Here is a 12,819-nt window from a genome sequence, read left to right on the forward strand (position 1 = left end):
CGTGGTGACGGGCCGGCCCGTGCGGTTGGCGAGAGCCACCGCGCTGCCCCCCTCCGGCAGCGCGATGCAGCTCTCGATGTCGATGCCCGCCAGCTCGTAGACCTGTCGGGTTCCCTTGAACCCCGCCTTCTCCCAGAGGCAGAGCTCACCCGGTCCGCAGCCGCGGAGCGTCGGCGGGGCGGCGGCCCCGGCGTTTACGGGCGTGAGCATCACCGCGGCGAGTGCGGCGGTGGTGATGGCGACGATGACGGTCGCGGGCATGGTCGTGGTCGTACGCATGTGATTCAACCCCCGTGTCGAACAGCTCAGTTGTCCGCGCCGTGTGCCCTGCGTCGGGCCCGTGCGGATCTTCTGCCTGAACTGTGGACCGGCCGACCGGGCCATCGGAAGGGGTACGAATGTGCGTCACCCTGATAGGCGAAAGCCCCCCAGGTTGTCCCTGAGGGGCTTTCCCCGAGATTCGCCGGTCGGCGCCAGCGGACGTTCGCTGCCGCTCCCCGCCGCGACGGAACGGGCGCGCCTCAGATGTGACCCACGCCCGCCGCGGCCTCGGCGTTCTCGCCGCGCTTGGTGAGGAACGCGATGAAGACAGCGACCACGGCGACGCCGGTGGCGACCAGGCAGGCCATGCCCATGCCCGACATGAAGGTGTCGTGCGCGACCGAGGTGATCTGCTCGGCGATCGACGGCGGCGCCTTCGGCGGGACGGGAGCCACACCGACCTGGACGGCCTCGGCGGCCTGGTCGAGCTGAGTAGGGCTGAGCGGCGGAAGCTTCGCGTCGGCCCAGTTGCCGGGGAGCTCGCTGTCGACCCGCGACGCCATGACGGCACCGAGGACGGCCGTACCGAGGCTGCCGCCGATCTGCATCGCGGCCTGCTGAAGACCACCGGCGACACCGGAGAGCTCCATGGGCGCGTTGCCCACAATGACCTCCGTCGCGCCGACCATCACCGGAGCGAGGCCGAGGCCGAGAAGTGCGAACCAGATCGACATGACGCCGCTGCCCGTGCCGGCTTCCAGCAGGGACATCCCGTACATGGCGATGGCGGTGAGCAGCATGCCGACCGCCAGCGGGATGCGCGGACCGAGCTTGCTGATCATCGCGCCGGCCAGCGGCGAGCCCACGATCATCATGCCGGTGAGCGGCAGCAGGTGCAGACCGCTGTCGACGGGGCTCATCCCGTGCACGTTCTGCAGGTAGAAGGTGACGAAGAAGAGCCCGCCCATGAAGGCGATGGCCATGAGCACCATCAGGACCACACCGGCGGACAGCGCCACGGAGCGGAACAGACCCAGCGGGATGAGCGGCTCCTTGACCTTCGTCTCCCAGGACGCGAAGACCACGAAGCTCAGCACGGAGGCGCCGATGAACGTCCAGGTCATGCCGTCGCCCCAGCCCCACTCGGGAGCCTTGATGAGCGCCCAGACCAGGCAGAACATGGCCGCCGACAGCAGCGCGATGCCGGGGATGTCGAAGGACCTGGGAGCGTTCTCGGCGCGGATGTCCTTGAGGATGAACAGGCCGAGCACCAGGGCGAGTACGCCGACCGGCACGTTGATGAAGAAGACGGACTGCCAGCTGACGTGCTCGACGAGGAGACCACCGAGGATCGGGCCGCCGGCGGTGGACGCGCCGATCACCATGCCCCAGATGGCGATGGCCATGTTGAGCTTCTCGGCTGGGAACGAGGCCCGGAGCAGGCCCAGCGCGGCGGGCATCAGCAGGGCGCCGAAGAGTCCTTGGAGCACACGGAAGCCGACCACCAGGCTGATGCTGCTCGACAGTCCGATGGCCCCGGACGCGGCGGCGAAGCCGACCACGCCGATGAGATAGGTCTGCCGGTGACCGAAGCGGTCACCCAGCTTGCCCGCGGTGATCAGCGCGACGGCGAGGGCGAGGAAGTAGCCGTTGGTGATCCATTGGACGTCCGCGAACGTGGCGTTGAGGTCCTTCTGGATGGCCGGGTTGGCGATCGCCACGATGGTGCCGTCCAGGGCGACCATCATCACGCCGATCGCGACGGAGAACAGCGTCAGCCAGGGGTGGCCGCGGAGCCCTTTGGCCGGAGCGGACGCAGGCTCCGGTGCCTTGTCCGCCTTGTCGACGGTGGTCTGACTAGTCATGCGAATGAGATTAGTGTCAGCGACTGACAGTTGACAAACCAATTCACAAGTCGGTAACTGTCACGTAGCTCACAGGTATGGTGAGCTGGGCGAACAGGCAGAAAGAGGACCATGGCGTGAAGGCCAGGCAGCAAGCGACGGGCCTCGTGGAATCCCGGCGGGCGACCAGCGAGGACGCCCCCGGCACGCCCGCGAAACCGGGCCTGCGCGAGCGCAAGAAGCAGCGCACCCGGGACGCGCTCCTGCGCGCGGCGCTCGAACTCTTCACGACCAAGGGGTACGAGGAGACGACCGTCGACGAGATCGCCGAGGCCGTCGACGTCTCCCAGCGCACGTTCTTCCGGTACTTCGCCAACAAGCAGGAAGCCGCGTTCGCGATCCAGGTGATGGTGGAGGCCCGGTTCGCCGAGGCCCTGCGCGAACGCCCCTCTCACGAAGCCCCGCTGGTGGCCCTGCGCAACGCGGTCCTGGAGGCGTGGGAAGTGATGGGTCAATCGATCGAGGAGGTCGTCCCGGTCGAACTCCATATGCGCACCTACCAGATGATCGAATCGACCCCCGCCCTGCTCGCCGCCCATCTGCGCCGCTCCATCGAGACCGAGGACGAGGTCGCCGGCGTGATCGCCGAGCGCGAGGGGCTCGACGCGAGCGACCCGCGCCCGCGCGTGGCGGTGGCCGCCTTCAGCGGCGTCATGCGGGTCGCGGGGCGCCTGTGGAGCACGGGCGAGGACATCAGCCTGGAGTCGATCCGCGAGATCACCGTGCAGTACCTCAACCACCTGGAACCCGCGTTGGCGGACGACTGGCACGCGCAGTAGGCGACTGGCACAGCGCAGACGACTGGTGCGCGCCGCGGACAACCGGCACAGCGCAGACGGCTGGCACGCGCCGTAGACAACCGGTACACGCAGTAGAAGACCGGAACAGGCGCACCGCGCACACCGCCCGCACCGCCCGCACCAGCCGAATCACCCACACCGCAGCGGCGGCCAACTCGTTCAACACCCCGAACTGTCAGATACGTTGAGCGACAAGACGAACACCAGGCGTCACTCACACCCCTCTCGCGCCGCGCGCATGCGCCGCCTACGGAGCGTGACAGCAGGACTCCAGATGCGCCCGCTTTGCCTCAATTACCCCTCAGGAAACGTGATCTGTCTCACCCGATGCACGGTAGGCATCACGGTTCTCCTAGGGTGTTCCGTAGTGACTTCCTTCGACTCATCCCCTCAACTCAGCGTCTGGCGTGCCCTGCTCGCGCTCGCCGTCGTGTTCGTCATGCTGGCGACCACGGGCTGGACCGCTGTGCGCCACAACAAGGGCGACGCGTCCCCGCTCGAAGCCGCCCTCTCCGCCTGGGAACGCGGGAGCATAGACGGGCGGGCGCTGCCCGACCCCGACGCTCCCGCCGGCAGGCTCGCTCACTTCTTCGCCTCGCTCGACGCACAGCAGCGCAACCGCCTCGCCGCCCGATACCCCCTGGCGGTCGGCAACATGAACGGCGCGCCCGCCACACTGCGTTATCGCGCGAACCACATCGCGTTGGCACAGGCCCGCAAGGTCGAGCACAAACGCATGCACGACAATCGCCTCTCCCCTGCGGGACAGCAGGAAGCCGAGCGCAGGATGAAGCGGTTCGGTGTGATGATGCGCCCCGGACGACAGGTCTTCGCCTTCGACCCCATGGGCTCCGGACGCATGGCCGAGGTCTTCGGAGACCTCGACAAGGCGCAGCGCGTCTCGGTCGTCGTCCCGGGTGTCGACACCAACGTGCTGACCTTCGAACGGACCTTCCGCAAGTACTCCGCACCGGTGGGCATGGCGAAATCGCTCTACCGCGCGGAGCGTGCGGCAGCCCCACGCGCGCGTACCGCCGTGATCGCGTGGGCCGACTACACCGCTCCCGTCGGCATCGGCGTGGACGCCGCGACGGCCATGCGCGCCGAGGACGGCGCCGTGCGCCTCAATGCCATGGTCCGCGGGCTCCCCGGCCGCACGAAGGTCGCGCTGTACTGCCACAGCTACGGCTCCGTGGTGTGCGGTGTGGCCGCGCGAAGCCTGCCCGCGCGTGTCACCGACATCGCGGTCGCGGGGAGCCCCGGCATGCGCGCCGACTCGGCGTCGCAGTTGGGCACGAGCGCCCGGATCTGGGCCACCCGGGACGGCGACGACTGGATTCAGGATGTGCCGTACCTGGAGGTCGGCGGGCTCGGTCACGGCGCCGACCCGGTGTCGGCCGGCTTCGGTGCGCGTGTGCTGTCCGCGGCGGGCGCGGTGGGGCACACCGGCTATTTCGAGCCGGGCACGGAGAGCCTGCGCAACTTCGCCGAGATCGGCACTGGTTCGTACCACGGGGTGCGGTGCGCGAGTGGGGACGACGCCTGCCGGAAGGGTTTTTCCGGCACGGCAGCGGCCTGACGCGCGTAGAAATCGATGAAACAGCGGCCCGCCGCAGGAGGGACGGAGGCGCGTGTGCCGCCTACGATGAGCCGCATGGGTGATGTACTGGCCGGATTTCATGCCGCCTGGGAGTTCGAGTCCGACTCCGTGCTCATCCGCTTCGAACGGGGAATCCGCACGCCGAAGCTCTTCCAGGCGCTCGGTGAACGGCGTATCCCCCATGAGGCGATCGCAGCGGTGACACTCTCCCCAGGAAAACGCGGGACCGTGGTTCTGCATGCCGTCCCACGAGCGGGCGCCGATCCTCTGATGGAGGCGGCGGCGGGCCAGCTCAAGGACGGCTGCGACCCGTACCGCCTCGTGCTGCCCGCCGAGCGGGAGACGCTCGCCGAGTACTACGCGGACGAGCTGCGGGCACGGCTGCCGCCGGACGACGGCGGACCGCCCGATCGCTACCTCGTGGCCGCCCCCGAAGCGCCCCTGCAGTTCAAGGCGTACGACGGGAAGGCCTCCTTCGACGGCAAGCAGGTGTCCTTCCGCTGGTTCTGGACGGGCGCGTCGTCGGCGAAGTGGAAAGCCGGTGACCAGAGCTTCTCCATCAGCGATCTGAGCGGCATCGAGTGGCGCTCCCCCGAAGTATTCGAGGGGCATCTGCGGCTGCTGCGCCGCGAGAGTCCCGTGGCACAGCCCGCGCAGGCCGACCAGGATCCGGCGGCCGTCGTCTTCGGTCTCGGCTACGGCCCGGTCCACGAGTCGCTGCCGTTCGCCGCGTCGGTCCTCGCCGCGGTACGGACGTCAGGCCCGGCCCTGACGTCCGACGGCGTCGTCGCCGCCCCTGTCACGGCGGGCGTGCGGCGCGATCCCGCGGACATCGCTGACCGCATCAGGCATCTGGGCGAGCTGCACCAGGCGGGCCTGCTCACGGACGACGAGTTCACGACGAAGAAGGCCGAACTGCTGGCCGAGCTGTGATCCCGCACAGGGCGCGGCCACGGCCTGCGGGGGCAGGATGTCGTGGCTGCGGTCCCTGCGGGCGCGAGGTGGTGGCTGCGGCTCGTGGGACAGCGAGGTCGTGACTGCGCCCCATGGGGTCACGGTGGTGCCCGGGACCGTGATACCTGGGTAGGGGTACGGTCCGGCTCTCCGGTATGACGTCACGGCACGGGCTTCGTGCCTACGCTGATCAGGCCATGAGCAGCGCACCGACACCTCCCGACCAAGAGCCCCACCGTCCGGCCCCCGAGCCGGACGGTCACGCGGCCCCCCATCGCCGTGCCACCGCGGCTGTCCTCGACGGACTGCGTATGGCGGGAGCCTCGCTCTCGACACCCGCGGCGCGGACCGAGCCGCTGCTCGCGCACGCGCCCCGCCGCTGGGTGCGGATGCTGCCGCTGATGATCGCGGCGGGGTTCGTCGCCGTCCTCATCCCGGTCACCGTCCAGGTCCTGACGCACGACTACGGCGTGAACGGCGGCCTGGCGGGCGGCCTCGCCGTTGCCCAGGCCGCCCCACTGCTCCTCGCGATCACCCGACCGCTCCCGGCCTGGTGGATCATGATCGTCGCGGACGTCTTCGGGGCGATCGCGACGTTGGCCGCGGATCCCGGACGGCCCGCCCCCTGGACCCCCATGATCATCGTGGGGTATCTGGTCCTCTGCTGCGCGCTGGTGCTGCGGGAGAGCCGCCGGACACTCCTCATGGTCTGGCTGGTCACCGTGGTCACCGGGCTCGTGCTCGGCGCGTTCCGCGGCGAGGGCAGCCAGGACACCAGCGTGCTGCTGATCGTGCTGAGCGGCGCCGTGCTGCTGCTCGGCTCGCTGCTGCGCGAGCGCGGGGACGCCCGGCGCAGACTCGTCGAGCAGGAGACCATCAGCGAGGCCGAGCGCGCCCAGCGCACCCTCCTGGAGGAACGGGCCCGCATCGCCCGCGAGTTGCACGACGTCGTCGCCCACCACATGTCCGTCATCACGGTCCAGGCGGACTCCGCGCCCTACCGGCTCGACGACCTCTCCGACGCGGCACGCGACGAGTTCGGGAGCATAGCGGCGAGCGCCCGCGAATCCCTGACCGAGATGCGCCGCCTGCTCGCGGTGCTGCGCAGCGAGGGGGCGAACGGCGAGAAGGCGCCCCAACCGGGCCTCGACAGACTGCCGCACCTGGTCGAGGCGACCGTACGGGCCGGCATACCGATCGACCTGTCGCGCCCCGAGCTGGCGGTCCTCAGACAACTGGCCGATGTGACCCCGGCCGTGGACCTCTCCGCCTACCGCATCGTCCAGGAAGCCCTGTCGAACGTGATGCGGCACGCACCCGGCGCCCCCACCAGGATCACCCTGTCCCTGGACGACGAGAACCTGCTGATCCTCGTGGTCAACAGCCCGTCCACGGAACCGCCCGCCCCGCTGGAGAGCATCGGCACGGGCCACGGACTCGTCGGCATGCGCGAACGCGTACGGTTGGTCGGCGGCACGGTCGACGTCGGTCCGCTGCCCGACGGCGGCTTCCGCGTGGCCGCCCGACTCCCTCTCATCCCGAAGGACTCCGGCACCGCATGACCATCCGCGTGATCATCGTCGACGACCAGGCCATGGTGCGGGCGGGATTCGCCGCGCTGCTCGCCGCGCAGAGCGACATCGACGTCGTGGGCGAGGCACCCGACGGCAAGCAGGGCGTGGAGGTCAGCCGCAGCACCCATCCCGACGTCGTCCTGATGGACGTCCGCATGCCGGAGATGGACGGACTCGCCGCCGCCCGCGCCCTGTTGAACCCACCGCCCGGCGTGGTGCACCTGCCGAAGGTGCTGATGCTCACCACCTTCGACGTGGACGACTACGTGTACGAGGCGCTGCGCGCCGGAGCCTCCGGGTTCCTGCTCAAGGACGCGCCGCCCGCCGATCTGATCTCGGCCGTGCGCGTGGTCGCGGCCGGCGAGGCGCTGCTCGCCCCGTCCGTGACCCGCAGGCTGATCGCGGACTTCGCCAAGCAGCGGACCGCGCCGCGCAAGGACCAGTCGCTGCGGCTCAACGGCCTGACGCCGCGTGAGACCGAGGTACTGGTCCTGATCGCGCGCGGGCTGTCGAACCAGGAGATCGCCGAACGACTGGTGCTCGCCGAGCAGACGGTGAAGACCCACATCGGCCGGGTGCTCAACAAGTTGGAGCTGCGGGACCGCGCCCAGGCCGTGATCTTCGCCTATGAGTCGGGCCTGGTCACGCCCGGCGAGCAGTAGCCCACCCCCTACCTCGGTATCACCACGGCATACCCCGGTATCACCTGAGAGTTGGCTCCGCGGTGTGACGTCTCGCCGCACACCGTCTTCCTACCTTTCGCTTCGTCAGGCCACAGAGCACCACGAAGCGGGGGAGACGAGCCATGCGGCTGCGGTCATGGAAAGCACGGAGCAAGAGGGCGCTCGTCGCCGCCTCACTCATGACGACGGTCGTGGCGGGCACGGCGGGCTGGGCCGTCGGCAATGAGCAGCAGCCGCTCACCGGCCCACCGCCCGGCACCGGTTCCTGGCGCGCGGACCATGCGCTCGGGATGCGGCTGCCGGATCCGGCGACCGCGTCCCCCGCCCGGATCGCCGCGTTCTTCGACTCCCTGACGCCCACGCAGCGGCGCGAGCTGCTGGTCCGCCACCCCTCGGTCGTCGGAAATCTGGACGGCGCCCCGGTAGCCCTTCGGTACGAGGCCAACTCCCTCTCCCTGCGCGCCGGGCGCGCCCGCGAGCGCGCCCGGTCGACCGACCCCGACCTCACCCCGCAGGACCACGAGCGGGCCCGCTCGCTGGTCGCGCGCTACGACGAGTTGCTCGCCCCCGGTCGGCAGATATTGGCGTTCGACCCGCGGGGGCGCGGCCAAGTGGCCGAGGTGTTCGGTGATGTGACGAAGGCACAGCATGTGTCCGTCGTCGTGCCGGGGTCCGACATCGACCTGAGCAATTTCGACCGCGCCAAGGACGAGTACGGCACACCGGCGGGCATGGCACGCTCCCTGCACACGACCGCGGGCGACCGCACCGCCGTGATCGCCTGGGTCGGGTACACCACCCCGGTCGGCCTCGGCCCCGACGCCGCCACGGGCCGGCTCGCCGAAGCCGGGGCGCCACGCCTGGCGCGCTTCACTCAGGGTCTGACGGCGTCCGGTGCCCCGCGTCCCGCCGTGTTCTGCCACAGCTACGGCTCGGTGGTGTGCGGCCTCGCCGCGCCCCGGCTGTCCGCGTCCGACCTGGTGGTGTTCGGCTCCCCCGGCATGCGCGCGGACAGCGTCTCCGACCTGCACACCAGCGCCCGCGTCTGGGCCGCCAAGGACGACAGCGACTGGATCGACCGCGTGCCGAGCGTCGAGCTGTTCGGCCTCGGGCACGGCGAGGACCCGACCTCTTCCGCCTTCGGGGCCCGCCGCATACCGGCCGAGCGCGCCCAGGGCCACACCGGCTACCTGGCCCCCGGCACGGACTCGCTGCGCACCTTCGCCCGCATCGCCGACGGAGACCACTCCCCCGTCGACAACCGACCCACTGGAGCCCGGTCATGAGCCTTCCGACCCTGAGCGGACTGCGCGGAGCCGCATCCGTGATCGACGCCAAGACCCCCGCCCACCGTGACCGGGCGATAGACGGGCTGCGCGCCCTCGCGCTGCTCGCCGTGCCGACCGGACACTGGCTCCTGGGTGGCTTCACCCTCGACTCCGACGGCGCCTTGCACAACGCCAGCCCGCTGGCCTCCTTCGGCTTCTTCGCGCCGGTCAGCTGGGTGCTGCAGATGCTGGGCATCTTCTTCCTCGTGGGCGGCTATGCCTCCGCGCTCTCGTATCGCCGGGCGGTCGCGCGCGGTGAATCGACGAGCGGCTGGCTGCGGGGGCGCCTCGCCCGGCTCGGCCGACCCGTCCTCGGGGTGACGGCGGTCTGGGCCGCGCTGATCCCGGTGCTCTACGCCCTGGGCGTGCCGGGCACGACACTGCGCACCGGATCCACGCTGGTCATCCAGCCACTGTGGTTCGTGGGCGTCTATACGGTGATCACGGCCCTCACCCCGTGGTGCATACGCGCGGCGGAGCGGATGAAGGCCTGGGCCGCGGTGCCGTTGCTCGGGTCGGTCGCCGTCGTCGACTTCCTGCGGTACGGCCCGTTCGCGGACTCCATGCCCTCCTGGCTGAGCCTGCTGAACCTGCTGCCGGGCTGGATGTTCGCCTACCAACTGGGGGTCTGCTGGGGCGAGAAGAAGCTGGGCCGGCGCGGCGCTTGGCTGCTGCTCGTCGGCGGCACCGCGCTCTTCGCCGCGCTGCTGCTCGCCTTCCACTATCCCGCGTCGATGGTCGGCGTCCCGGGCGAGGCCCGCACGAACTCACATCCTCCGTCGCTGCTCGTCCTCGCTCTCGCCGCCGCACAGAGCGGTGCGGCGATCCTGCTGAGGGACCGCATAGGCAGGCTGCTGCGCAGGCCCGCCCTGTGGGCACCGGTCGTCGTGATCAACCTGTCGGCGATGACCATCCTGTGCTGGCACCAGACGGCGCTGCTCACCGCGGCCGTGCCCGGCTCGTTCCTCGGTGCGGTGCCGGGGCTGACCACGAGCCCCGACACGTTCGGCTGGATAGCCGCGCGGATCGCCTGGCTGCCGGTTCTCGCGACGCTGCTGGTGCTGATAGGCCGGTACGCCCGCGGGTTCGAGGCCCCCTGGAAGCGGGCGACCCATGCCCGGCGGGCACTGGCCGGACTCCTGGCAGCGGGCTTCGCGGTCTTCGCCCTGGGGCTGGCCGGATGAGGGCACCGGAATGGCCTGACGGCTCACTGGGCCGACCTGACGGGCCAGGACACCGGCGGTGGCCGATGGTTCACTCGGGCCGGCCCCCAGGGGCGGACAGGTCAGCAGCGCTCCGAAGCCCGCCGGGCGTTCGCATAGTTGTCGATCTTGTAGTCGAGGACGGCGAGGGTGTCCTGCAGCTCCGCGATGCGGGTGCGGACGTCGCGGCGGGTCTGCTCCAGGAGTTCCTGGCGCTCGGCGAAGGTGTGCTCGCCCTCGCGGACCAGTTCGGCATAGCGGACCATGTCCGCCACGGGCATCCCGGTCAGGCGCAGTTTGCCGACAAGGGCGAGCCAGCGCAGGTCGCGGTTGCTGTAGCGGCGCTGGCCGGTGTGGGAGCGGTCGATGTGCGGCATCAGGCCGATCCGCTCGTACCAGCGCAGGGTGTACGCGGTCAGGCCGGTGAAGGCGGCGACCTCGCTGATCGTGTACTGGTCCTCACCGTCCGGGCTCGGGGGCCCGACAGGTGCCTCGGAGCAGGGGGCGGCGCCGACGCCGGGCCGGGTGGGGCCGGCTGCTGGACCGGGTTCGGGCCGGGTCGTCGTGCCCGTGGAGGTACTGGCTGGTGCGGGGGTGGTGTCCATCACCGTCATGGCGTTCACGCTAGAGCCTTGGAGTGCGCTCCAAGCAAGTGAATTGGGGGGAAATCCGGGAGACGTCTCATCTCTTGGTCACTGCGGCGCCGGGAGCGGCGGCGGGGGCAGGCACCACTCAAAGCGGAGGCGTCACGAGCCCGGCTCGTAGTAGACATCGCAGTCCCAGCACTCGAACACCCGGCGAGATCCACCCGACGTCACCGGGATCCTTGCCAAGGATTTAGGCTCGTAGGCATGCAGAGCCTGGCGTTGATCGAGAACTGGCCGGTCCCGACCGCTGCCGCCGCCGTCGTCCGTGCGGACGGGACGGTCGCGGGGACGCACGGCCCCACTGACCGGCGGTTCGCCCTCGCCTCGGTCACCAAGCCGCTCGCGGCGTACGCGGCGCTGGTGGCGTACGAGGAAGGGGCGGTCGAGCTCGACGAACCCGCCGGGCCCGAGGGGTCGACGGTGCGGCATCTGCTGGCGCACACCAGTGGGCTGGCGTTCGACGAGCACAAGGTGATGTCGGAGCCGGGGACGCGGCGGCTGTACTCGAACGCCGGATTCGAGGTGCTGGGTGATCACATCGCCAAGGCGACGGACATTCCGTTCGGGGAGTATCTGCGCCAGGCGGTTCTCGAACCGCTGGGGATGACGTCGACGTCGCTGGAGGGCGGGGCATCGCCGGCCAAGGACGGGGTGTCCACGGTCGACGACCTGGTGCGGTTCGCGGCGGAGGTGCAGGCGCCGCGGTTGCTCGACGCGCGGACCGTGGCGGCGGCGATGACGGTGACGTACCCGGGGCTGAAGGGTGTGCTGCCGGGGTACGGGCATCAGAATCCCAATGACTGGGGGCTCGGGTTCGAGATCCGGGACTCCAAGTCACCGCACTGGACGGGGAGTTCGTCCTCGCCGCGGGCGTTCGGGCACTTCGGGCAGGCCGGGACGTTCCTGTGGGTGGATCCCGATGCGCGGGCGGCGTGTGTCGCGCTGACGGACCGGCCGTTCGGGCCGTGGGCCGTCGAGGTGTGGCCCGCGTTCACCGACGCGGTGCTGGCCGAGCTCTGAGCCGACGCTCCGAGCGGCTGGTGGTGAGGTCGGGGGATCGCTAGGCCCCGGCCATCTCCCACACCAGCAGTTCCACCGCGCCTTCGGGGGAGGCGATCGCTTCCAGGTCCGGCTCCCCCGTGATCCGTGCCGCGTCGCCCGGGGCCAACTGGTTGCCGGCCAGGGTCACTTCGCCGCGGACCACGTGGACGTACACGAAGGGGGCGTCCGGGAGGGCGGTGCGTTCGGACGGGTCCAGGCGGCGTATGTGCAGGAGGGCGCCGGCCTCCGGGACCGCATAGGGGGTCGAGTCGGCGATGCCGTGGACGACTTCGTAGGAGGGGTCGCCGCCCGGGGAGAGGGGGGCCAGCCACATCTGGACGAAGGTGAGGGGTTCTGTGCCGTCGTTGCGTTCCACGTGACGGACGCCGCCCGCGGCGGAGAGGTGCTGGACGTCGCCGGGGCGGACCCGGGACGCGTGGCCCGTCGTGTCGCGGTGGGTGAGTTCGCCCTCGACGACCCAGGTGACGATCTCGGTGTGGCTGTGCGGGTGTTCGTCGAAGCCGGCGCCGGGCGCGAGGCGTTCTTCGTTGCAGGCCAGGATCGCGCCGAAGCGGAGGTTGTCGGGGTCGAAGTGGGGGCCGAAGGAGAAGGCGTGGAAGGACTCGATGCCGGCCGCCGGCTCCCCGCCGCGGTACCGGTCGCCGGAGCGCCGTACATCAATCACGTACCCCACGGTACGGCCTGTCCGGCGCGTCGGGTGGTGGTCGATGAGACTGCCGAGGCGACGACGGCTGCGCGGCCAAGGCGACTCTCGGCCGACCAAGGTGGCTGCCGCCCGACGATGGCGGCTCTCGCCCAACCCAA

At 70.6% G+C, this 12,819-nt stretch carries 12 protein-coding genes; 8 read left to right on the top strand and 4 right to left on the bottom strand.

Annotated features, from left to right (window positions below; all coding sequences use genetic code 11):
* Together AOK22_RS13375 and AOK22_RS13380 are read right to left on the bottom strand one after the other, a co-directional pair.
* The coding region (locus AOK22_RS13375) for a peptidase inhibitor family I36 protein (protein WP_244164771.1) at nucleotides 1-261 on the bottom strand (261 nt) is incomplete at its 3' end.
* 260 nt (nucleotides 262-521) lie between these two features.
* Nucleotides 522-2,126: an MFS transporter gene (locus AOK22_RS13380; RefSeq protein ID WP_055698848.1), complete on the bottom strand. Its 1,605-nt coding sequence runs from the start codon at nucleotides 2,124-2,126 to the stop codon at nucleotides 522-524.
* A 146-nt stretch (nucleotides 2,127-2,272) separates the two neighbouring features.
* On the opposite strand from AOK22_RS13380, the gene AOK22_RS13385 reads away from it, so the two are divergent.
* The 7 genes from AOK22_RS13385 to AOK22_RS13415 all read left to right on the top strand — a co-directional run bounded on the left by AOK22_RS13385 (nucleotide 2,273) and on the right by AOK22_RS13415 (nucleotide 10,288).
* On the top strand, nucleotides 2,273-2,944 hold the full coding sequence (locus AOK22_RS13385; protein ID WP_055698857.1) for a TetR family transcriptional regulator: 672 nt from the start codon (nucleotides 2,273-2,275) through the stop codon (nucleotides 2,942-2,944).
* Between the two features lie 388 nt (nucleotides 2,945-3,332).
* A complete protein-coding gene (locus tag AOK22_RS13390) occupies nucleotides 3,333-4,544 on the top strand; it encodes an alpha/beta hydrolase (RefSeq protein ID WP_055698849.1) in 1,212 nt (403 codons plus the stop codon).
* A gap of 75 nt (nucleotides 4,545-4,619) precedes the next feature.
* Complete coding sequence (locus AOK22_RS13395) at nucleotides 4,620-5,498, top strand: DUF4429 domain-containing protein (protein WP_055698850.1); 879 nt, start codon at nucleotides 4,620-4,622, stop codon at nucleotides 5,496-5,498.
* 176 nt (nucleotides 5,499-5,674) lie between these two features.
* Complete coding sequence (locus AOK22_RS13400; RefSeq protein WP_055698851.1) at nucleotides 5,675-7,081, top strand: sensor histidine kinase; 1,407 nt, start codon at nucleotides 5,675-5,677, stop codon at nucleotides 7,079-7,081.
* Nucleotides 7,078-7,755, top strand: a complete 678-nt coding sequence (locus AOK22_RS13405) for a response regulator (RefSeq protein ID WP_055698852.1) — start codon at nucleotides 7,078-7,080, stop codon at nucleotides 7,753-7,755. Before AOK22_RS13400 ends, AOK22_RS13405 begins: the two co-directional genes overlap by 4 nt.
* Nucleotides 7,756-7,898: 143 nt before the next feature.
* On the top strand, nucleotides 7,899-9,062 hold the full coding sequence (locus tag AOK22_RS13410) for an alpha/beta hydrolase (protein ID WP_055698853.1): 1,164 nt from the start codon (nucleotides 7,899-7,901) through the stop codon (nucleotides 9,060-9,062).
* Nucleotides 9,059-10,288, top strand: a complete 1,230-nt coding sequence (locus AOK22_RS13415; RefSeq protein WP_055698854.1) for an acyltransferase family protein — start codon at nucleotides 9,059-9,061, stop codon at nucleotides 10,286-10,288. The genes AOK22_RS13410 and AOK22_RS13415 overlap by 4 nt, the downstream gene beginning before the upstream one ends.
* Before the next feature lie 101 nt (nucleotides 10,289-10,389).
* Here AOK22_RS13415 and AOK22_RS13420 read toward each other — a convergent pair whose 3' ends face one another.
* A complete protein-coding gene (locus AOK22_RS13420) occupies nucleotides 10,390-10,920 on the bottom strand; it encodes a MerR family transcriptional regulator (RefSeq protein ID WP_055698858.1) in 531 nt (176 codons plus the stop codon).
* A 237-nt stretch (nucleotides 10,921-11,157) separates the two neighbouring features.
* On the opposite strand from AOK22_RS13420, the gene AOK22_RS13425 reads away from it, so the two are divergent.
* Nucleotides 11,158-11,973 (top strand): serine hydrolase domain-containing protein, encoded by an 816-nt coding sequence (locus AOK22_RS13425; RefSeq protein WP_055698855.1) that lies wholly within the window; start codon nucleotides 11,158-11,160, stop codon nucleotides 11,971-11,973.
* 40 nt (nucleotides 11,974-12,013) lie between these two features.
* Here the strand turns inward: AOK22_RS13425 and AOK22_RS13430 are convergent, their stop codons facing one another.
* The gene (locus AOK22_RS13430) at nucleotides 12,014-12,679 is read right to left on the bottom strand and encodes a pirin family protein (protein ID WP_079036539.1); all 666 of its coding nucleotides are present in this window, start codon (nucleotides 12,677-12,679) and stop codon (nucleotides 12,014-12,016) included.
* Between the last annotated feature and the right edge of the window lie 140 nt (nucleotides 12,680-12,819).

The organism is Streptomyces silaceus (genome assembly GCF_001419745.1).
Taxonomy (GTDB): domain Bacteria; phylum Actinomycetota; class Actinomycetes; order Streptomycetales; family Streptomycetaceae; genus Streptomyces; species Streptomyces silaceus.

What these genes read in the sequence shown, in the direction of transcription:
- AOK22_RS13380 (WP_055698848.1), bottom strand. Translation starts at nt 2,126, where the DNA reads ATGACTAGTCAGACCACCGTCGACAAGGCGGACAAGGCACCGGAGCCT.
- AOK22_RS13395 (WP_055698850.1), top strand. Translation starts at nt 4,620, where the DNA reads ATGGGTGATGTACTGGCCGGATTTCATGCCGCCTGGGAGTTCGAGTCC.
- AOK22_RS13400 (WP_055698851.1), top strand. Translation starts at nt 5,675, where the DNA reads ATGACGTCACGGCACGGGCTTCGTGCCTACGCTGATCAGGCCATGAGC.
- AOK22_RS13405 (WP_055698852.1), top strand. Translation starts at nt 7,078, where the DNA reads ATGACCATCCGCGTGATCATCGTCGACGACCAGGCCATGGTGCGGGCG.
- AOK22_RS13410 (WP_055698853.1), top strand. Translation starts at nt 7,899, where the DNA reads ATGCGGCTGCGGTCATGGAAAGCACGGAGCAAGAGGGCGCTCGTCGCC.
- AOK22_RS13415 (WP_055698854.1), top strand. Translation starts at nt 9,059, where the DNA reads ATGAGCCTTCCGACCCTGAGCGGACTGCGCGGAGCCGCATCCGTGATC.
- AOK22_RS13420 (WP_055698858.1), bottom strand. Translation starts at nt 10,920, where the DNA reads ATGACGGTGATGGACACCACCCCCGCACCAGCCAGTACCTCCACGGGC.
- AOK22_RS13425 (WP_055698855.1), top strand. Translation starts at nt 11,158, where the DNA reads ATGCAGAGCCTGGCGTTGATCGAGAACTGGCCGGTCCCGACCGCTGCC.